The following is a 19,623-nucleotide window of genomic DNA, read 5'->3' on the forward strand; positions in this document are numbered from 1 at the left end:
TGGCTGGCCTGGGCCCTGTGGATGGCCCTGTTCCCGGCCGCCGCCACCGCCCAGGGCAGGCCCGGCGGCGCCACCATCACCCAGATGCGCCTGGAGCAGGCCGACGACGGCGTCTACCTGAGTGCCGCCGTGCAGTTCGAACTGCCCACGCTGGTGGAAGACGTGCTCGACAAGGGCATCGCCATCTATTTCGTGGCCGAGGCCGAGGTCTTCCAGGAGCGCTGGTACTGGACCGACCGCAAGGTCGCCCAGGTGGCGCGCCACATGCGGCTGGCCTACCAGCCCCTCACGCGCCGCTGGCGGCTGAACGTGTCGCCGGTGCCGATCACCGGCGCCGCCGGCTTCGGCATCTCGCTGAACCAGAATTTCGACAGCCTCGGCGACGCGCTCGAGGCCATCAAGCGCATCGGCCGGCTGCGTCTGGGCGACGCCGCCGAGATCGGCGACGAGCCGCTGCACCAGGTCACCTTCCGTTTCCGGCTCGACACCTCGCAGCTGCCGCGTCCCTTCCAGATCGGCATGGTCGGGCAGGCCGAATGGAACATCGCCGCCGAGCGCACCGCCCGGCTGCCGTTGGAGAAGCAGCGGTGAGCAGCAAGCCGCGCAGCGGCGCCGCGGCCACGCCTGCCGCCCGCCGCTCGCGCGCGCTGCGCTGGGCCGTGGGCGTCGGCGCCGCGATGGTCACGGCCATCGGCCTGGTGCTGATGTTCCTGCTGGCCCAGGCCACCAACAACCGCGCGCTGTACGAGCGCTACTACGTGCGCCTGTTCGGCATCAACGTGGTGGTGGCCGTGCTGCTGGTGCTGGTGATCGGCTGGGTCGCGTTCCGGCTGCTGCGGCGGTTGCGCCAGGGCAAGTTCGGCAGCCGGCTGCTGATCAAGCTCGCGGCCATCTTCGCGCTCGTGGGGGTGGTGCCGGGGGCGCTGGTCTACGTGGTGTCCTATCAGTTCGTCGCGCGCTCGATCGAGAGCTGGTTCGACGTCAAGGTCGAGGGCGCGCTCGATGCCGGCCTGAACCTGGGCCGGGCCACGCTCGATTCGCTGTCCGACGACCTCGCCGCCAAGACCCGCACCGCCAGCGCCCAGCTGTCGCAGGTGCCCGACGCGAGCGCGGGGCTGCTGCTGGAGCGCATCCGCGACCAGCTCGAAGCCAGTGACGTGATCCTCTGGACCGGTTCGGGCCAGCTCGTGGCCAGCGCGGGCGCGTCGCGCTTCCAGCTCAACCCCGAGCGGCCGACGGCGCAGCAGTTCCGCCAGGTGCGGCCCGACCGCGCCGTCGCGCACGTCGAGGGCCTGGAAGAAACCGCCTTGCCCAGCGCCACGCCGTCGAGTGCCAGCGTGCGCGCGCTGGCCATGGTGCAGCGCCCGGGCTTCGATTTCGACACCGCGCCGCGCTACCTGCAGGTCACGCGGCCGCTGCCGCCGGCCGTGGTCGCCAACGCCCTGGCCGTGCAGGAAGCCAACCGCGAATACCAGGAGCGCGCGCTGGCGCGCGAGGGCCTGCGGCGCATGTACATCGGCACGCTCACGCTGAGCCTGTTCCTCGCCGTGTTCGGCGCGGTGCTGCTGGCCGTGCTGTTCGGCAACCAGCTCGCACGGCCGCTGCTCGTGCTGGCCGACGGCGTGCGCCAGGTGGCCGCCGGCGACCTGCGGCCCACTGCCGTGCTGCAGGGCAAGGACGAGCTGGGCGGCCTCACGCGCTCGTTCGCCGTCATGACCCAGCAGCTGGCCGACGCGCGCGGTGCGGTCGAGAAGACCATGGACCAGCTCGACGCCGCCCGCGGCAACCTGCAGACCATCCTCGACAACCTGACCTCGGGCGTGATCGTGCTCGACGCCAAGGGCACCGTGCTGTCCACCAACCCGGGCGCCACCCGCGTGCTGCGCGCGCCGCTCGCCGCCTATGAAGGCAAGGCGCTGGTCGATGTGCCGGGGCTGGCCGATTTCGGCGCCAAGGTGCAGCAGCAGTTCGACGAGTTCCTGGTCGAGCGCATGCAGCACGGCCTTGATCACTGGCAGCACGCCTTCGAGCTGCACGCCACCGGCAACGACCTGCCGCAGCAGGACGACGCCATCAACATCGTCGCGCGCGGCGCCGAGTTGCCGGGCGATGCGCGGCTGCTGGTGTTCGACGACATCTCCGAAATCGTCTCGGCCCAGCGCGCACAGGCCTGGGGCGAGGTGGCACGCCGCCTCGCGCACGAGATCAAGAACCCGCTCACGCCGATCCAGCTGTCGGCCGAGCGGCTCGAGATGAAGCTCTCGGGCAAGGTCGAGCCGCCCGAGCAGGCCATCCTGGTGAAGTCGGTCAAGACCATCGTCGACCAGGTCGATGCGATGAAGCGGCTGGTGAACGAATTCCGCGATTACGCCCGGCTGCCCGCGGCCGACCTCAAGCCGGTCGACCTCAATGCCCTGCTGGCCGATGTGCTGCAGCTGTACCACGCCGAGAACCTGCCGATCACGCTGCGCTCGGAGCTCGACGAGCGCTGCCCGCCCGTGCGCGGCGATGAGCAGCAGATCCGCCAGGTCGTGCACAACCTGTTGCAGAACGCGCAGGACGCCGCCGAGGCCGCCGCCAGCGGCACGGGCCGGGTGGGCGAGGTCGTCATCCGCACCCGGCTGGGCGATTCGGGCCAGCGCGTGCGCCTCACCGTGCAGGACAGCGGGCCCGGCTTTGCCGAAAACATTCTCAAGCGCGCCTTCGAGCCCTACGTCACCACGAAAACAAAAGGTACCGGTTTGGGCCTGGCCGTCGTCAAGAAGATCGCCGACGAACACGGCGCGCGCATCGAGCTTTCCAACCGTGTCGTCGACGGGGCTGTGGCAGGGGCGCAAGTCTCGCTATCATTCGCGCTGGCAGGCGAACCGCGGGCAGCGGTCGCTCACACCGAAGATTCGAAATCTTCGTCCGCCTGAGTACCGGCGAATCCAGCGCATAGGGGCTGGATCGGGAGCGGATCAATACACACCAGCGCATACAACAAGCAGCACTCATGGCAAACATTCTCGTGGTCGATGACGAGCTGGGCATCAGGGACCTGCTCTTCGAAATTCTCAATGACGAAGGCCACAACGTGGAGCTCGCGGAAAACGCCGCCGAAGCCCGCGCGGCCCGACAACGCGCCCGGCCCGATCTCGTGCTGCTCGACATCTGGATGCCGGACACCGACGGCGTCACCTTGCTCAAGGAGTGGTCCACCGCGGGCCTGCTGAGCATGCCGGTCATCATGATGAGCGGGCACGCCACCATCGACACCGCGGTCGATGCCACGCGCATCGGCGCCTTCGCGTTCCTCGAAAAACCCATCACGCTGCAGAAGCTGCTCAAGGCGGTGGAGCAGGGGCTGGCGCGCGAGAGCGCTCGCCGCACCGCCGCCGGCGTGGTGCCGCCGCCCACGGGCGCCCACCAGGCCGCCGCCATCACGACCACGGGCGACAGCCTGCTGATGGCGTCGCTGGCGGCCGTGCCGGTGGCCGACGCGGGTCCGCAGTCGACCCAGAGCTTCGACCTGGACCGCCCGCTGCGCGACGCACGCGACGGTTTCGAGAAGGCCTACTTCGAGTTCCATCTGGCGATGGAGAACGGTTCGATGACCCGCGTGGCCGAGAAAACGGGGCTCGAGCGCACCCACCTGTACAGAAAACTCAAACAATTGGGTGTGGATCTTTCCCGGGGCCGCAGAAGCGCTGTATAATTTGAGGCTGCACACAATGGCCCGGTAGCTCAGTTGGTAGAGCAGCGGATTGAAAATCCGCGTGTCGGTGGTTCGATTCCGCCCCAGGCCACCAAATTCAGTCAAAAAGCCCGACCTTCCGAGGTTGGGCTTTTTGCATTCTGGCGCCGTGTTTGGGGAATCTCGCTCCCGCTACCCGGCCCGATCCCCGTTGATGTCGTCATGCCCGCGGCGCCTGCGTTCGGCCCGCGTCTTCGCCAGTGTGGCCTGGCTCTGCTTGGCCGCCGCCTCGCAGCGCGCGTGCAGCGCGATCAACTCCTTGTCCGTGAGCCGCTCGATGCCGATGAAGTCGTCCTCCGCGTCGGAGGTGCGGATCAGTTCGTCGAGCTTGGTCTGCAGGGCGACGCTGTCGCGGTTCTGCGTGTTCTGGATCAGGAACACCATGAGGAAGGTGACGATGGTGGTGCCCGTGTTGATCACCAGCTGCCACGTTTCCGAAAAGCCGAAGAACGGCCCCGCGACTGCCCAGGCCACGACGACGACCACGCAGACCAGGAAGGCCGCCGGGCTGCCCGTCCAGCGTGCGACGGTGTTGGCGAAGGAATCAAAGAGTCGCTCCATGCGCGTGTCCTCCAGTCGGGGCGATGCTGCCGCGGCGGTGCGTGCGAGCGCGTCAGCCGAGGCCCGCCTCGCATGGCATCGCAATTCCCCTGAGGCTGTCGGCGTATAGCGGCGCGTGGCCGTGGCCTCGGACACGGCTTACACGCGTCGTCGGGTCGAGACGACAGGGCGCTTGCCGCACCGTGTCGACCATGAAGGCTCATTGCAGTCTTTCTTTCTCAACCCGGCCCTCGCTTTGGCGACCGGCCTTCAAGGAGCAACCACCCATGGCCAACGATACCCAGGTAACCACCGCGGACGCGGTGTCCAACGATCAGGTGATCGACGTTCTGAACGACCTTCTGGAGAACACGCGCGACGGCGAGTACGGCTTTCGCGCCTGCGCGAAGGAAGTCGACTCGGCGCAACTGAAGCCGGTGTTCGAAAGCCGCGCTTCGCAATGCGCCAGCGCGGCGTCCGAACTCGTCGCACTCATCCGCCAACTCGGCGGCAAACCCGACGACGGCGGCACGGTCAGCGGTGCCGTGCATCGCGGCTGGGTGCATGTGAAGGGCGCGGTCGGCGCGAACAGCGCGCTGTCGATGCTCGAGGAATGCGAGCGCGGCGAAGACGCGGCACTCGCGCGCTACCGCAAGGCCCTGAAGGCCGACCTGCCGGCCGAGGTGCGCATGCTGGTACAGCGCCAGGCCGACGGCGCGCAAGCCAACCATGACCAGATCAAGGGCCTGCGCGATCAATTCCGCAGCGCCAAGGGCTGACCGGCCGGCACCTCGGGATGCCTTTCACCATGACCGGTGACAGCCACGCGCCAGCCATGCCCAGTGCGCCGTCCGCGACGGAAGTTGCGGACGGCGTCGGCGAGCGCCTTCTCACTTTCAGCTACCTCGGCTGGTGGTTTTCGTGCGCCGCGCAGCGGGTGGACGATCAGACCTTCAGGCCCGTGGTCTTCTGCCGCGCCCATGGGGGCGGCGACGTCGAAGGCGCGGAGCAGCGCCTGCCGCCCGACACGGACAACGTCGCGTACGGCAGCGAGGCCGAGGCGCTGCGCCACGCCGAGCAGCAAGCCATTCGCTGGGCGCATGACCGCACGGGAGACGGCCAGGGCCGGTTCTGATCACGCAGCTCGGACGAGTGCGATCGTCGCGTCGTCCCGCGCGCCGTTGAAGTACTGCGCCAGCACGTCGCCGAACACGGGGGCTTCAGGCGCCACGATCTCGAACAGCGTCATGCAGGAGCGCAGCTTGAGGTCGTCCGGCGAGCCGAAGACCTGGTGCGCATCGGTGCCGGGCAGGGCGCGCACCAGCGCCGCGCAGTGGCGCAGTCGCTCACCGAGCACAGCGTGCTGCCAGTACGCCGTCGCTTCGGCGGTACCGTCGAGGCCGAAGAACTGCGCGGTCGCACTGCGGCCCAGCGCCTTCAGTTGAGGAAACACGAACCACATCCAGTGCGTGCGCTTGCGTCCCGCCGCGAGTTCCGCGCAGACCTGGGCGTACACGGGCTCTTGTGCCGCCACGAAGCGTTCGAGGTGCCAGTCGATGGTCATGTGTGTCAAGCGCCCGGTGTGGTTGCGGTCGCCCGATCATGCTGCAACCGCGGCGGCAACCGAGGGTCGAGCCAGTCCATGCGCCACGCCAGCAGCAGCACCGCGCCGACCACGCAGGTGACGGCCAGCGCGCCCGCGAGACCATGCCGCTGGCGGTACGGATCGGGCGCGATGCGCTGGGCGCCCGGCGGCACGCGCGCCGTCTGCGACAGCATGCCGCCCAGGCGCACGTTGACCTTCATGCGCCCGTTGATGGCCCATCCGCTCGCATCGAGGATCGGGCCCAAGCTGCGCTGGCGCAGCTTCAGCCACGCGATCAGCATGCTCGGTCCCGAGATCGCGATCACGATGCCGACGAGCGCCACCGGAATCCATTGCCCCAGGTCGACGAACTTGCCGAAGATGCCGACCAGCACCGCGCTGATGCTGCCCAGTGCCACGCCGATGGCGGCCACGGTGCCTACGTCGATGCGGCTGGCGGTGGGCAGGATCGGCCCTGGCTTGGCCGGCGTCTTCGTCGACGAGGCCGCTGCGTCGGTCGGTTGGTCGGCGGTGGCGACGCGTCCAGCGAGTGTCTGCAACGCGCTCTGCGAGCCGGCTTCGCTGGCTGCCGCGCGCTTTGCCACCTGCTCTTCGATCAACCGCACGAATTTCTTGTACGGCGCGAAGAAGGCCTGCGCCACGCTCGTGGGGTTCTCGATCAGCTTGGTGACGGTGGCGTCCCAGTCGCGGCCCTGGCGGTCGTAGAACACGCCGTTGCGCCCGGCGAAAAGGAAGTCGACGTCGCCGGCCGTGAAGGCGGCGACGATGCTCATCTTCTCTCCCTGGCGCGTGCAGTCGCAGTACGCGAGGCAGGTCTTCGCCAGGCCGGCCAGCGCGGCGTGCCGCGCGGTGTCCTGCACCTGCACCGTGAGCTCGCAGCTGCGCCCGTCGAGGTAGAGTGTGCCCGCCTGGAAGATCGCGCCCTCGCGCCGGTAGAACGCCTTGAACGACACGAAGTTGTGCAGCAGCACGCGCAGGTCGCGCTGCAGCCGCAGCAGCTTCTCGAGGTCGGTCAGCAGCCGGTTGTGGTGCTCGGCGGCCTCGTCTTCGGCAATGAGTGCGAGCAACGCGTCGCGTGTCGCGAGCAAGGCGTCGATGCGTTCGCGCGACAGGCCCGCGAGGGCGTTGGCAGGGCGCGCGGCGATCCATGCGTCGCAAGGCGCGAGCCGCTCGCGCAGCGCTTGCCACTGGGCTTCTTCGAGCGTGTCGCGTTCGCCGAGCAGCGGCGCCACCGCATCGCGCGCGAACGCGGCCATGGCCTCGGCCCAGGCGGGATTGAGGCTCGCACCGCTCAGTGGCAATGCGCGATGGGGCGTCACCGGCGCCAGCGGCAACTCGGCCACAGGCTGCACGTTCGCATCGAAGGTGTGTCCCGCGAGCGCGTCGTAGGCCTCGGGCGAGGGGTTGAGCGCCACCACCGCCTGCAGGTCGTAGGCGGCCACGCGGCAGCGCGCGAAGAAGTCGTCGACCTTGGCCGCGACCGCGCGCAGGGCCTCGGCCGCGGCCAGCGTGCGTGCGCCCAGCGGGAGCAGCGCCTCTGCGTCGCCCTGCGCATGCCAGTCGCGGACCGCTTGCGCTTCGGCCATGAAGGCCTCGGCACGTGCGCGATCGAGGCCGGGCGTCTGCTCGTGCCGGTCGGGCGTGCTGCCGTGGGTGCGCATCGCTTCCTCGATGGTGGCGCGCAGCGCGTCGTCGGTGCCGGCCGTGGCCGGCGTGACCACACCGTCGCCGTTGAAGCGCATCGCGGCCAGCCATTCGCCGCGGTCGGCGATGTCGGCGAGGGTCAGCGTGTGCGTGTCCTGCTTGCCGAGCAGGTCGAGGATGCGCCGGCCTTCCTTCGCGAGGTCGGCGCCCGGCGCGCGCGTGTCGTCGAGGTCATCCAGCGACAGCGTGCCGCCGCCCGCGAGCAGCACGTCGGCGCTGCGCAGCCGCTCGCAGGCCCACTGGCAGGCCGCGATGACCTCGGGCGGTCGCACGCGGCCGTCGCCGTCGGTGTCGATGAGGTCGAGCGTGCGCGCATCGAAGTCGATGCCGCGCGTGGGGCACGCGAGTGCGACCCACAGTTTCTGGTCGAGCTCGGCGATGCGTGCGATGTCCTCGCCGCTGCGGAACACCACCTGGTCCACGCCGCCCGCACGGATGAACTGCCAGCGGTGCGGCGTTGGGCCAGGCGAGTGGGTGCCGGGAAGGCCGGCGGGAACGGGGGCGGTGGCGGTCGTCAACGGGCTGGTGTCCTTGGGGTGGTTGTGCGGGGTCGGGAGTGTTTGAAAGAGAGGGCTGCCGTGCGTCATGCACGACGCAGCGCCTTCAATTCGTGGGCGTCAGCCTAGATCGGGCGACGCGGCGGTCATGAGGACAGACGGCGCGCGGCGTTGTCGGTCGACGCCGACATCGCGACCGATGACCGTGGCATCCCACCCATGGCTAGCAGGGTCAATGCCAGGGTATTGAGCGGATGCGCCGCGCCGACTTATCCTGCGGTCGCCATGACCGCTACACGCATCGATCTCGATCTGCCCGAAGGGTGGAGTTGCTGGTTCGAACTGCAGCAATCCGCCGAAGGCGCCTGTTCGGGCAAGGCGGAACTTCGCGAGGGCAACGAGCCGCGGTGCGTGCTGGTGATTGCGCAGCAGCCGACGCGCGAGGCCGTGATCGAACGGCTGAAGTTTCGCGCCGACTACTTCGTCGGGGAGTGGCGCATGCGGCAGCGCGAGGGCAGGACGCCGCGGCCCTGAGCTTGGGCGGTCTTGCGATCTTCTGCGCAGACCTCGGACCCGCAAGAAACAACACCCCCAAAAGAAAAGCGACCGTCCGAAGCGGTCGCTTTTTTCTCTCGATGCGCGAGGGTGCGTTCGCACCCCGGATCTCACATGCGATACGACGGCGCAGGCGACGAGACAGGCACCAGCTGGTAGCCCTGTCCGTAGACCGCGCGCAGCACGTACCCGTTTTCGCGCTGCAGCGACAGCTTGCGCCGCACGTTCGTGGCGCAGGCGTCGAGCGAGCGCGTGACGGGGCGTTCGGGCGGGAGCTTCCACACCGAACTCATGAGCCAGGAGCGCGTCAGCACGTTGCCGAGGTTGCGGAACAGCTCGAGTGCGAAGGAGAACTGCCGCGGCTGGAGCGCGATCTCGCGGTCGCGGTGCAGCACGGTGTTGTTGCCGTCGACGAAGCGGTACTCGCCCCAGGTCCAGCGGTCCGTGGAGGGGGCCTGGCGCGTGGCGGCGCTCGTGTCCTGCTCCGTGTAGAGCGTGTGCATGTGTTGCACCAGCGCTTCGTTCGAGATGCGGCGCAGGTCGAAATTGGTGCCGCTGCCCAGCAGGGGCATGTCGTCGAAATAGGAGGGCAGCGCGACCACGTCGGGCTCGCCCTGTGCGGTGATGGGCAGCGCGGGCATGCCCAGCACCCAGCACCCAGCACACGGTGAGCAGGCTTTCGCTGCCCATGGCATCGGGCGCAGCCAGCAGCAGGTCGAAGCGGCTGCCGCGGCTCAAGGTGGACAGCAACTCTCCGATGGTGCTGAACATCACGGGCCGGTGACCCATGGTGCGCAGGCGCTCCTGGAGCAAGGTGCTGCGCGAGCTGCTGTTGTCCAGCAGGGCCAGGGACAGTTTTCCCTCGAGGGTCATGGGATGGGTCGATTCCAAAAGACGGCGGTAACTCACAGCGGAATCAGCCAGCGACCTTGAACCTGCTTGCAAGGCGCCGAAGCTGCCTCCGCGGTGCGCGAAGAATCTTGATTCTGGTCAGGGGGGGGGCTTTTCTTGATCCGATCCTGCCGCTGGGTGATCCTTCCTTGCCCGCTTCTTGGTACGGAGCGAGCCTCTCCATGGGCTCTTACTTGTATTCGATGCTGAACGTGGCGGTGCCGTCGGCCCGACCCGGCGTCACCTGGTTGCCGGTCTGGAAGTAGCGCGCGGTGTAGTTCAGCACGTAGTCGCCGTTCATCGAGGTGCCGACCAGCGCTTCTTCCCCGAACTTCACGGGCACGTTCTTCGCGTCGATCACCTGGATGCCCACGCCGGTCGCCAGGTTCGGCGTGCCTCGCGTGGGTCGCAGCACGCCGGGTTCGTTCGACGGATCTTGTGGCGCGTCCATGCGCAGGTACACCGTGTTCTGCGCGTTCTGCCCCGCCTTGCAGTTGAGCTTGATGCTGAACTTGCGTTCGGCCGTGGTGCTGCCGCGGCCCTTGAAGCCGTCTTTGGGCACCTTGCCGAATTGCACCAGGAGGTTGCGCGAGCCCAGGTCGACCGAACACGAGGGCGTGATGATGGTGATGCCTTCGCCCAGCAGGTTCGTCGTGAGAACCGACTGCGTGTCGGCGACGCTGTAGTACTGGGTGTAGGTGCCCTGCGCGAGCGGGCCGTTGCCGGTGACGGGCGCGGTCTTGAACAGTTCCACCTGAAAGCGGGACGCCGCGTTGAAATCGCCGAAGTCGTCGGTGGTCGAGCGCTCGTGCGGGTAGTAGGAGACCGAGCTTTGGTCGAAGTAGCGCGACAGGCGGATGCCCACCCCGGGGACGCTGGTGGTGAACACGTGGTCGTAGCCCGGCACGGGGGTGCCCTGCAGCATCACGCCTTTCACGACGCCGCCTTTCTTGCAGGTCCATGGCTTGTCGGTCGTGCCGGAAAGGGGCAGGGGAAAGAACTGCTGCTTGAACACCGTGCCCACGGTGGCGTCGTTGGGAATGACGACGCGGCCGATGTTCATGTTGACGATTTTTTCCACGTAGCCCTTGGTCACGTAGCACTCGGCCAGCACTGGCGAGGCGCACAGCAGCAGGCCCAGGGCCGAGGCGGCCGTGCAGGCATTCAACAGGGGGCGTCTGCTCATTTCATTCCCTTCGGTGGCGCGCTGTCTGTCGCCTGGCATTGCGCGGTCAGTTCGCGGATGGGCGGGGGGCTGGGATCGACCGGCAGGCGGTAGGGCACCTCGCACTGGTCTGCCGCGTCCTGGCCCCAGCGCACCGTGAGCCGGCCGCTGTCGCCCGCGCCCGTGACGAAGGCCTGGCCGTCCGGTCCGACAACGCCGACTTCCTGGCCGCTCTCGTTCTCGATCCGCGCGCCCAGCGGCAGTGCGCGTCCCTTGCCATTGGTCAGCGTGATCAGCAGCCGGTAGCCCACCGAGGTCTCGAACCGCGCGGCCACCACCGCGCCGCGCGTGGGCACCACGTCCATGGCGGCGTTCTTGACTTCCACGGTGTCACCCAGGTCGCCGGTGCGAAGCGCGACGCGGTTGAGCCGGTACGGGCTGAGGTTCGGAATGACGGCGTCGCCCGCCCGGTCGGTGCTCACGCCCGGACGCGACTCGAGGCCGACGCCCTGCGCCTTCGGTGCTTGCACCAAGGCCACGGTCTCGCCCAGCGGTTGCGACGGCGTCACGCCGCCGGCATGCGCCAGCAGGCCACCGGCCACGCCGACCGTGGTCTGGCCGTAGCCCGGGCCGCGCGAATGCCCGAGATCGAAGCGGCCCACGGGCGAGAGGTAGCTGGCGCTTGCGCTGCCGCTGCTGTCGCCGCCCTGGTTGGCATGCGCCGCGGTCAGGTTGTAGGTCAGGCGACTGTCGTCCAGCGCCGCGCCGTAGACGCTCGCCTGCTGCACCAGTCGCCCGCCGATCTCCCGGGTGGCGGCGTACTGCGCATGGGCGCGCGTGTCGCCCAGGGGAATGGTCAGCGTGAACATGATCTGCCGGTTCGGCGCGCGGTTCAGGTTGGTGCTGTGGTTGTAGAAGAGGCTGTAGCCGAACTGCCTGTAGCTGCCCGAGTAGCCGATTTGCACCAGCCGGTCCTGGGCGGAGGTGCCCCAGTAGCTCTGCTGGCGCGCCGAGGCGTACACCGATCCCCACTCGCCGAGCTGCTGCGACAGCTCGAAGCGCAGCTCGTTGCGACGGCTGTGGAACGACTCCTGCGGTTGCAGGTCCTGCATCTGCACCGCCTCCTGGAAGGTGCGGTAGCCGCTCGTGGAGTAGCGGTAGCCTGCCACGCGAAAGCTGGTGCCGGCGTCCAGGAAGGATTTCGAATACAGGAAGCGCAGCGACTGCCCGTTGTAGACGGACGCGCCGTTCAGGGGCGTGCGATCGGTGGTCCGCGCGTGCGTCAGGTCGACCGAGACGGCGCCGAAATCGCGCAGGTTCTTGCCAACCCCGACGAGCAGCGACTGGTACATGTTCGCCCCCAGCAGCCCGCCGTACAGCGAGAGCTCGTTGCCCAGCCCGCGCGCCAGCGTGGCCTGCAGGAAGGCCGGTCGTGCCGCTGCAGGCGTGGTCGGCGCGGTCTCCACGCCTTCGCCATTGCGGTACCTGCCGACGGCGGCCGAGAAGCGCCACGTGCCTTCGCGCAGCAGCGTGGGCACGGCCGAGAAGGCCTGCGTGTAGAGCGTCTGCCGGCCGTCGGCCTCGGCGATGCTCACTTCGAGGTCGCCGCTCGACGAGGTGGGGTAGAGGTCGTCGATGACGAACGGGCCGGGCGCGACGTAGGTGCTGTAGATGATGTAGCCGTTCTGGCGCACCGTGACCCGCGCGTTGGTCTGGGCGACGCCGCGGATGGTGGGGGCGTAGCCCTGCTGACTGTCGGGCAGCATCGCGTCGTCGGAGGCCAGCTGCACGCCCCGGAATGGCAGGCTGTCGAAGAAGTTGCCGGGCGTGTTGCCGTCGCCGATGCGCAGGTAGGCGTTGATCGATGCCAGGTCGCGTTGCGCATACGTGCTCACGCTTTGCCAGCGGCTGTGGCCGTCGAGGCCGCGGTTGTAGGTCGAGAAATGGCGAAAGCGCCAGTCGCCGACATTGAAGCCCGCGCGCAGTCCGGCGAAGAGCGTGTTGCGCTGCGGCTTGCGCGCGCTGTCGGTGAACGGATTGCCGTCGAAGATGTTCTGTGGCGCCGTCGGCATCGGCGCGGTGTCGCGCGTGCTGTTGCCGCTGTAGCGCGCGAAGTTCAGCTGGTAGTCCAGCATCCCGGCGGTGACGCCGCGGTCCCACTTTTCGGGGCCGACGGCCCCGCGTGCCGACCGCTTCAAGGCCGCTTGCGGGATGCTGAGCGTCAGGCGCTGCTTGCTGCCGTCGTAGGTGACGGCGGATTCGGGAATGGCGGAGGCCAGGTCGACGCAGGCGTCGTCGGGGAGGCTCGCCAGGCCGGGAAACACCGGCACGTTGAGGCCCCACGTGTCGAACATGCCGCGTGTGAGGCAGGGCGTGGCGTCGAGCTGGCCTTCCACCGCAGTGAAGCGGATGTCGGTCTGGCCGGTGCTGCGCTCGTTGAGCGAGACATCGACGAGGTACGTCCCGGGCAGCACGCGGTTGCCCGTGGAGAACAGGGACAGGTCTGCGTGCGGCTGGTCGCCGCCGATGCTGAGAAATTCCGCATTGAAGTCGGCACCGCCCGATGGCGGCCGTGGCGCGGGTTGCTGCGCGAGGGCGGGCACGCTCAGCATGCCGAGCGCACCCAGCATGGCGGCATGAAGTGCCGATCGGGCGGGTGCGCGAAAGACGCAGGAGTGACGCATGGCGATTCGTCCCGAACGCGGGGTCATCACTGCTTGCTGCCGTCCGCCGGGGCGGTGGGCGGCGGCAGCGGCTCGGCCTTCACCGCCACGGGCGTGGCGCCCTGGGGAACGCGAACCTGCTCCCCGGGCGTCTCGCCGCCGTAGTCGTTGAGCGTGGTGAAGCTCACCCGGATCGCTTCGGGCGTCTTCACGGCGGTCAGCGGGTAGCTGGCTTCGCCGAAGGGCGGCACCATGTCCCCCTGCGCGTTGGCGGCGCTTCTGGCGATGGCGGTCGGCACGCAGGCCAGGGCCAACACGCCGGCCGCCGCAACGCAGCCTGCGGAGGTGCGCTTCAACGAAGACTTCCTGCGGCTGGGCAACGGCGTGCCGCTGGACCTGAGCCGCTACAACAAGGGCAACCCCGCTGAGGCGGGGCGCTATCGCGCCGACCTCTACGTCAACCAGGTCTGGCTCGGGCGCAGCACCGTCACGCTGAAAGCCGTGGGCGCGCGCAGCGGCGATGTTGCGACCTGCTTCGACCGCGATCTGCTCGAGCGTGTGGGCATCGACCTGCAACGGCTGTCGCCCGAGGCTGTGGCCCTGTTGCCAGGCTCCGCGCCTTCGCCACGTGACTGCGTGGCACTGGCACAACTGGTGCCCGACGCGACCGCGTTCTTCGACAACGGCGAACAGCGGCTCGACATCGGCGTGCCGCAGGCGGCGCTTCGGCGCCAGGCGCGCGGCCATGTGGACCCGAGCCAATGGGACGACGGCGTGCCCGCCGCCTTGCTGCAGTACGACGCCAACTACTACCGCTCGAAGACCGCAGGACGCTCGGACAGCCAGGGCTATGTCGGCCTGGTGGCGGGCGGCAACATCGGCCCCTGGCGGTTGCGGCACCACGGGAGCCTCACGACCGGCTCGGCGCGCGGCACCCACTACCAGGGCACGCAAACCTACGTGCAGCGCGCCATCGAGCCCTGGGGCAGTCAGCTGGTGGTGGGCGATGCCTTCACCGAGGGCGCGCTGTTCGACAGCTTCGGTTTTCGCGGCGTGCAACTGGCCACCGACGACCGCATGGTGCCGGAGTCTCAGCGCGGCTATGCGCCGCGCATCACGGGCATCGCCCGGGGCAATGCGGTGGTGCGCGTGAGGCAGAACGGCAACCTGCTGCGCGAGACCACGGTGGCGGCCGGCGCTTTCGTGATCGACGACCTGTATCCCACGGGCTACGGCGGCGACCTCGACGTCGAAGTCACCGAAGCCGACGGCAGCGTGCAGGTGTCGAAGGTGCCTTACGCCGCCGCGGTGAACGCGCTGCGCCCCGGCATCACGCGTTACCGCGTGACGGCGGGCCAATTGCGCGATTCACAGCTGCACAGCCGGCGCGCGTTGTTCCAGGGTACGGTGCAGCATGGCTTCACGAACATGCTCACGGGCTACGGGGGCGTGCTGCTTGCACGCGGCTATCGCGCCCTGGTGGGTGGGGCTGCGCTCAACACCAGCTGGGGCGCCTTCGGCGTCGACCTGACCGGCACCGCGGCCAGCCTGTCCGGGCAGGAGCGCCGAAGCGGCCACAGCGTGCGGCTGGCCTACACCAAGATCCTGGCGCCCACCGACACCCACGTCACGCTTGCGGCCTACCGCTATTCGAGCAAGGGCTACCTGGGCCTGCGCGAAGCCGTGGCGCTGGGCGAGGCCCCGGGGCCCTCGCGCGGCGACGGCAGCGGCCTGCCGGGCGGCCACCTGCGCGGCCGCCTGCAGCTCATGCTCAACCAGAACCTGCCGGGCGACATGGGGTCCTTCTACCTGAGCGGCTCGACCCAGGACTACTGGAACCGCGAGGGCCGGGACACGCAGTTCCAGGCCGGCTACAGCAAGAGCTTCGGCCGCGTGAACCTCGGGCTCTCGGCCGCCCGGCAGTTCGACCCCTTGCGCAAGCGCTGGAACAACACGGTCATGCTGACCTTCGGCATTCCGCTGGACGCCGGGTCGCGTGAGGTCTACACCACGTCGAGCGTGCAGCGCGATTCCAGCGGCGCGATCGACATGCGCACCTCCGCAGGCGGCGTGTTCGGCGAAGACAACGCGTGGAGCTACAGCCTCAACGCGAGCCACAGCAGCGGGGGCGACGGGGTGTCGACGTCGTCACGCACCGGCGGCGGCGCCACGGTGGCCCATGTCTCGCCCGTCGCCACCTGGCGCGGCAGCGCGTCGGCCGGCGAAGGCTATTCGCAGCTGGGCATGGGCGTGTCGGGCGGTGTGGTGGCCCACGGCGGTGGCGTGGTGTTCGCGCCTGCGATGGGCGAAACACTCGCCATCGTCGAGGCGACGGGCGCGAACGGTGCGCGCGTCGCCAATGCAAGCGGGTTGCGTGTCGGGCTAGGAGGGCAGGCCGTGGTGTCGAACCTCGCGCCCTTTGCGAGCAACGAAGTCGAGCTCGATCCCAAGGGCCTGCCGATGAGCGTGGAGCTGAAGTCGAGCACGCAGCGCGTCGCACCCACGGCGGGCGCCGTGGTCAAGCTGAAGTTCGAGACCTCGGGCGGCGGGCGCTCGGTGCTCGTGCGCGTCACCCTGGCCGACGGCACGCCGGTGCCGTTCGGTGCGCGGGTGACGGACGCGGCGGGGCAGGAGGTCGGCACGGTGGCGCAGGACGGGCGGCTCTTGCTGCGCAGCGTGATCGCCGACGCCGCGCAGTACGAACTGGCGTGGGGCGAGGAGAAGGGGCAGCGCTGCAGCTTGCCGCTTCTGTCGGGCGCGGCGCCGACCGATGCCCCTGCGTCGCCGTGGCAGGTGGTGGACGCTCAGTGCACCCAGTGAGGGGCGAGCCTGCCTCAAGACAACGGACAAACAAGGACACGCGATGAACTGCAAGGGATGGCTATCGAGATCGGGCAGTCGCATCATGCGCGCGGCACTGGTGTGTCTCGCCATGTGCTTGCTGGGGGTGCCTTCGATGACCCTTGCGCAAACGAAATGTGCTCCGATGGCCAATCAGATACTTGCTGTGCCAGCCACGATCGCTGTGCCTCGTGACCTGCCGGTTGGCGGGATTCTGATGGATTGGCGAGGCCTGCCTTCAGCGACGACTTCCATGTATGAGTGCACCGGGAATGCCGTTTTCGGCGCAGCAATCAGGGTCGCAGGACTGTCCAAGTCAGGCATTCAGACCAGTTACTCGGGGACAGCGGTCAGTGTCTTCGAAACCAATGTTCCAGGGGTCGGCGTCGCATTTGCCATCGGCCTTTCGGTACAAGGGCTTGCTTGCATGAGTGGTGTACTGGATCCCGGTGGATTGCCTTCGGCAGGCGTTGCAGGAACGGTCCAGTCGGCGCCTGAATACGGCGTCTGGTTCCAGTGCGGGCTGGCGTCGTCGACCAAGACCACGCTGGGGATTGGCCTGCGCATGCAGTATGTGAAAACCGGCCCGATCAGCGGTGGCACCGTCACTCCCTCCGCGTCGATGCTGGAATCGAGGTACAGCATCAATGGCGTTCTCAGCAAGGGAGCATGGGGAGTGACCGTGGGACCCACTGTCATCCAAGGCCCTCCGACCTGCACTGTGCAGGATGTGGCCGTTGCCCTGGGATCACACAAGAGCTCGGCCTTCAGCAGGATTGGAGCCACGGGGCCCGCGAAGGCGTTCGCGATCACGGTCACGTGCCCTTCGGGCATGCTGGTCACCGTCGGCGGCATCTCACGGCCGCTGAACATCGGATATCAATTTGCCGCGCCCGCTGGTGTGTTGGTGCCATCCAACGGTGTGATCGCGTTGTCTCCGGGGGCGACCGCCTCGGGGATCGGCGTGCAACTGAAGGACGCCGTGTCCGCAGTCCTGCAGTTCGGAAAGAACTATCCTCTGACGGGCTACAACGTTAATTCGGGTAGCACCCATTCCGTCAAGCTGCAGGCCGCCTACTACCAGACCGGAGCAGTGGTCGGGCCCGGTACTGCCAATGCCGTGATGACATTCACGTTGAACTACCAGTAGCACGCCCTTAACGCGCCCCTTGCGCATCCGGTCCGCACGCCCTCGGCACAACCCGCCATCTTGCACGCAGACAGCGCCGTCAGGTGGAGTGAATGCACTGAGAAACGCGTCACATCGCACGCTTAACATGGCTCCTTCGCCTTGCCCAAGGCGCTCTTGAACGTGCCGCTTCGGCGGCAGATGGCAAGGAGGGAGCACCCATGGAACGACGCACGGTTTCTCTTCGTCGGCTGGCCGCGATGGTTGGCATTTCCTGGCTGGGCGGGCTGGCGCTTGGCAGCCATGCCGGGGACGGCACCATTCATTTCACCGGCGCCATCGTCGCCGCGCCCTACCAGGTGGCCCTGGTGCAACCCCAGCAACATCAACGACAACAGCCGCAGCGGATGAAGGCGACATCGACGGGCGAACGCCAGGCCGAGCTGGCCTTTTCCCGTGAAACCGTGGACCGGCCCAGCGCGCGAATGAAGGTCGAGATGGCGCGCACGCAGGCGGTGTCGGCTCGCTTCGTGGACAGCCGGGGGCGCACGCAGGCCATCGATCCCGCGCAGTGGCATGCGATCGGTCAGCAGGGCGGCACGCTGTCACTGCTTGCGTTGGCGCAGCCGCAAGCGGGCGGCCCATCGGCCGCACTGGTGACGCTCGCCTACGACTGACGCTGCGATATCGCGACGCTGGCGTGAACCGTGTCGGTGGCGGCCATCGCACCGACGCCGACGCCCGCCATGTCGAGCCGCGAGATCGGCAGCGTCTGGCTCTGGCTGTGGCGCATGGCCATCCGCAGGCGGAACTCCTTGGGCGTCATGCCCTTGATCTCCAGGAAGCGCCGGTTGAAGTTGGCGATGTTGTTGTACCCGGCGGCGTAGCAGATGCTCGAGATCTGCTGGTCGCTTTCCATCAGCAGCTGGCACGCCTTGCCGACGCGCAGCCGGTTCACGAAATCGGTGAACGGCACGCCCGTGGCCTGGCTGAACAGCCGCGAAAAACTGCCCTGGCTCAGGCCTGTCTGCGCGCAGACCTCCGAGAGTGACAGCGGCTGGTCGAGGTGCTGCCGGATGTACGCGACGGCCTTGCCGATGCCAGCGACCGTCTCCGCGTTGCCCTTGACCGGCAGCCAGCCCGACGAGAGCACGCGATGCTGCCTGCAGCGCGTGAGCAGGCTGAGCAAGCCGAGAAACTCGGAGAACCGTTCGGGCCCTTCGCTGCGCTGCAGGCGCTCGAGGTGTTCGCGCACGTCGTCGCTGATGCCGAAGAACTCGACCCCGTAGCGGGCCATTTCGAGCAGCGGGGCCGCCTCCTGCAGTTCGGCGAACACCTGCATGCCCTGGCGCAGCGGCGCGTCCGGAAACTGCAAGGCGAGGCTGCGAAGTTCCACGCCTTCGGACGGCAGGTTGAGCGACACCCAGTTGTGCGGCAAGCGCGGCCCGGTGAGCACCAGGTGGCCGGGCTCGAAGCGTCCGACGTGGTCGCCGACGAAGGCCCAGCCTCCCGTGTCGGCGATCAGGTGCAGCTCGTACGCGTCGTGGCAGTGCCAGCGCTCCTGCGGTGACGGGCTGCCGTGCTGCAGGCTGTGCAGGAAGCCACGCTGGCCCGAAGGCACCGGCCCGGTCTGCGGATGGTGCATGAAGCTGTGCTCGATCTCCGGGGCGGGGTTGCGGCGTACGCCCTGGGGCTTGATGGCGCTCCTCATCGCGGATGCGGCGCGGCGGCGCCCCGTGCGGTTTTCCTGCGTGTCCCTCGTCCTGGCATCGAGCACTCCCCTTTGTGTGTGTCTTGTGGCGGTTGCCGGGCCGTCCGGATTCGCGGCAGGCGAACGGGCGGCGCTCAAGACCTATTGGGGCGTAGCTCTGTAAATAAAAAGTAAACAATTCAAAAGCGCAAAGAAACACGCGCAATGCAAACAAGTGTTCTGCGCATGCGGACGCCCGCGGCCCGGGGGCGCCCGCTCAGGTAACTCGGTCAGGCCGCGTGGGCCGTGGTCGCTGGTGCGTCTGTGCGGTGGTGGGCCAGGGCCTGCGCAATGGCCCGCACCAGGTCGGCCGTGAGGAAGGGCTTGCGCAGGATCCGCGTGCGCGGCGGCACCGCGTAGCGGTGCGCGAGCAGGTCGGAGGGCAGGCCCGAGATCAACACCACGGCAGTGCGTGGGTAGAGGCGCTGCACGTCGCGCATCAGCTGCAGGCCGTCGCCGCCGGGCCCCAGGCTGACGTCCGACAGCACCAGGTCGAAGGCCTGGCGTTCGAGCGCGGCGGTGGCGTGGGGGGGGGGCCCCCCCCCC

General features: G+C 68.5%; 18 protein-coding genes and 1 tRNA gene. 10 read left to right on the plus strand and 9 right to left on the minus strand.

Annotated features, from left to right (window positions below; translation table 11 throughout):
• The first annotated feature begins 21 nt into the window (after positions 1–21).
• From AC3WQR_RS24590 to AC3WQR_RS24605, 4 genes are all read left to right on the plus strand, one after another.
• On the plus strand, positions 22–591 hold the full coding sequence (locus AC3WQR_RS24590) for a DUF4390 domain-containing protein (protein WP_175497139.1): 570 nt from the start codon (positions 22–24) through the stop codon (positions 589–591).
• The gene (locus AC3WQR_RS24595) at positions 588–2,918 is read left to right on the plus strand and encodes a sensor histidine kinase (RefSeq protein ID WP_062480362.1); all 2,331 of its coding nucleotides are present in this window, start codon (positions 588–590) and stop codon (positions 2,916–2,918) included. Before AC3WQR_RS24590 ends, AC3WQR_RS24595 begins: the two co-directional genes overlap by 4 nt.
• 77 nt (positions 2,919–2,995) lie before the next feature.
• Positions 2,996–3,697 carry a response regulator gene (locus AC3WQR_RS24600; protein WP_062480363.1) on the plus strand — a complete coding sequence of 234 codons (702 nt, stop codon included), beginning with the start codon at positions 2,996–2,998 and terminating at the stop codon, positions 3,695–3,697.
• Between the two features lie 18 nt (positions 3,698–3,715).
• Positions 3,716–3,791: transfer RNA gene (locus AC3WQR_RS24605), tRNA-Phe, on the plus strand.
• A gap of 77 nt (positions 3,792–3,868) precedes the next feature.
• Here AC3WQR_RS24605 and AC3WQR_RS24610 read toward each other — a convergent pair.
• The gene (locus AC3WQR_RS24610) at positions 3,869–4,297 is read right to left on the minus strand and encodes a low affinity iron permease family protein (protein WP_095743449.1); all 429 of its coding nucleotides are present in this window, start codon (positions 4,295–4,297) and stop codon (positions 3,869–3,871) included.
• A gap of 266 nt (positions 4,298–4,563) precedes the next feature.
• On the opposite strand from AC3WQR_RS24610, the gene AC3WQR_RS24615 reads away from it, so the two are divergent.
• Together AC3WQR_RS24615 and AC3WQR_RS24620 are read left to right on the plus strand one after the other, a co-directional pair.
• A complete protein-coding gene (locus AC3WQR_RS24615) occupies positions 4,564–5,055 on the plus strand; it encodes a ferritin-like domain-containing protein (protein ID WP_492744262.1) in 492 nt (163 codons plus the stop codon).
• A gap of 29 nt (positions 5,056–5,084) precedes the next feature.
• On the plus strand, positions 5,085–5,411 hold the full coding sequence (locus tag AC3WQR_RS24620) for a hypothetical protein (RefSeq protein ID WP_492744264.1): 327 nt from the start codon (positions 5,085–5,087) through the stop codon (positions 5,409–5,411).
• Here the strand turns inward: AC3WQR_RS24620 and AC3WQR_RS24625 are convergent, their stop codons facing one another.
• Together AC3WQR_RS24625 and AC3WQR_RS24630 are read right to left on the minus strand one after the other, a co-directional pair.
• Complete coding sequence (locus AC3WQR_RS24625; protein ID WP_492744266.1) at positions 5,412–5,840, minus strand: DUF1810 domain-containing protein; 429 nt, start codon at positions 5,838–5,840, stop codon at positions 5,412–5,414. It lies immediately after the preceding gene.
• Between the two features lie 5 nt (positions 5,841–5,845).
• Positions 5,846–8,104, minus strand: coding sequence for a hypothetical protein (locus AC3WQR_RS24630; RefSeq protein ID WP_492744268.1), 2,259 nt, complete (start codon positions 8,102–8,104; stop codon positions 5,846–5,848).
• A 150-nt stretch (positions 8,105–8,254) separates the two neighbouring features.
• On the opposite strand from AC3WQR_RS24630, the gene AC3WQR_RS24635 reads away from it, so the two are divergent.
• Positions 8,255–8,617 carry a hypothetical protein gene (locus tag AC3WQR_RS24635; RefSeq protein ID WP_492744270.1) on the plus strand — a complete coding sequence of 121 codons (363 nt, stop codon included), beginning with the start codon at positions 8,255–8,257 and terminating at the stop codon, positions 8,615–8,617.
• A gap of 131 nt (positions 8,618–8,748) precedes the next feature.
• Here AC3WQR_RS24635 and AC3WQR_RS24640 read toward each other — a convergent pair whose 3' ends face one another.
• The 4 genes from AC3WQR_RS24640 to AC3WQR_RS24655 all read right to left on the minus strand — a co-directional run bounded on the left by AC3WQR_RS24640 (position 8,749) and on the right by AC3WQR_RS24655 (position 13,713).
• Entirely contained in the window at positions 8,749–9,279 is a 531-nt protein-coding gene (locus AC3WQR_RS24640) for a winged helix-turn-helix domain-containing protein (RefSeq protein WP_492744272.1), read from the minus strand.
• A 440-nt stretch (positions 9,280–9,719) separates the two neighbouring features.
• Positions 9,720–10,715: a fimbrial protein gene (locus AC3WQR_RS24645; RefSeq protein WP_492744274.1), complete on the minus strand. Its 996-nt coding sequence runs from the start codon at positions 10,713–10,715 to the stop codon at positions 9,720–9,722.
• On the minus strand, positions 10,712–13,324 hold the full coding sequence (locus AC3WQR_RS24650) for a fimbria/pilus outer membrane usher protein (RefSeq protein ID WP_492744276.1): 2,613 nt from the start codon (positions 13,322–13,324) through the stop codon (positions 10,712–10,714). Before AC3WQR_RS24650 ends, AC3WQR_RS24645 begins: the two co-directional genes overlap by 4 nt.
• A gap of 80 nt (positions 13,325–13,404) precedes the next feature.
• Positions 13,405–13,713, minus strand: coding sequence for a fimbrial biogenesis chaperone (locus tag AC3WQR_RS24655; RefSeq protein WP_492744278.1), 309 nt, complete (start codon positions 13,711–13,713; stop codon positions 13,405–13,407).
• Between AC3WQR_RS24655 and AC3WQR_RS24660 the strand changes: the two genes are divergently transcribed.
• The 3 genes from AC3WQR_RS24660 (at position 13,703) to AC3WQR_RS24670 (ending at position 18,004) form a co-directional block, all read left to right on the plus strand.
• Positions 13,703–16,177 carry a fimbria/pilus outer membrane usher protein gene (locus AC3WQR_RS24660; protein WP_492744280.1) on the plus strand — a complete coding sequence of 825 codons (2,475 nt, stop codon included), beginning with the start codon at positions 13,703–13,705 and terminating at the stop codon, positions 16,175–16,177. The two genes, AC3WQR_RS24655 and AC3WQR_RS24660, sit on opposite strands and share 11 nt — an antisense overlap.
• A gap of 166 nt (positions 16,178–16,343) precedes the next feature.
• Positions 16,344–17,348, plus strand: coding sequence for a fimbrial protein (locus tag AC3WQR_RS24665; protein ID WP_492744282.1), 1,005 nt, complete (start codon positions 16,344–16,346; stop codon positions 17,346–17,348).
• A gap of 200 nt (positions 17,349–17,548) precedes the next feature.
• Positions 17,549–18,004 (plus strand): hypothetical protein, encoded by a 456-nt coding sequence (locus AC3WQR_RS24670; protein ID WP_369631105.1) that lies wholly within the window; start codon positions 17,549–17,551, stop codon positions 18,002–18,004.
• Here AC3WQR_RS24670 and AC3WQR_RS24675 read toward each other — a convergent pair.
• Positions 17,995–19,038, minus strand: coding sequence for a helix-turn-helix domain-containing protein (locus AC3WQR_RS24675; RefSeq protein WP_492744284.1), 1,044 nt, complete (start codon positions 19,036–19,038; stop codon positions 17,995–17,997). The two genes, AC3WQR_RS24670 and AC3WQR_RS24675, sit on opposite strands and share 10 nt — an antisense overlap.
• Before the next feature lie 269 nt (positions 19,039–19,307).
• Positions 19,308–19,623: response regulator (locus AC3WQR_RS24680; RefSeq protein ID WP_492744286.1), on the minus strand; the 316-nt coding region annotated here is incomplete at its 5' end.

The sequence above is a fragment of the Variovorax sp. FW305-3-2-15-B-LB1 genome (genome assembly GCF_058787635.1).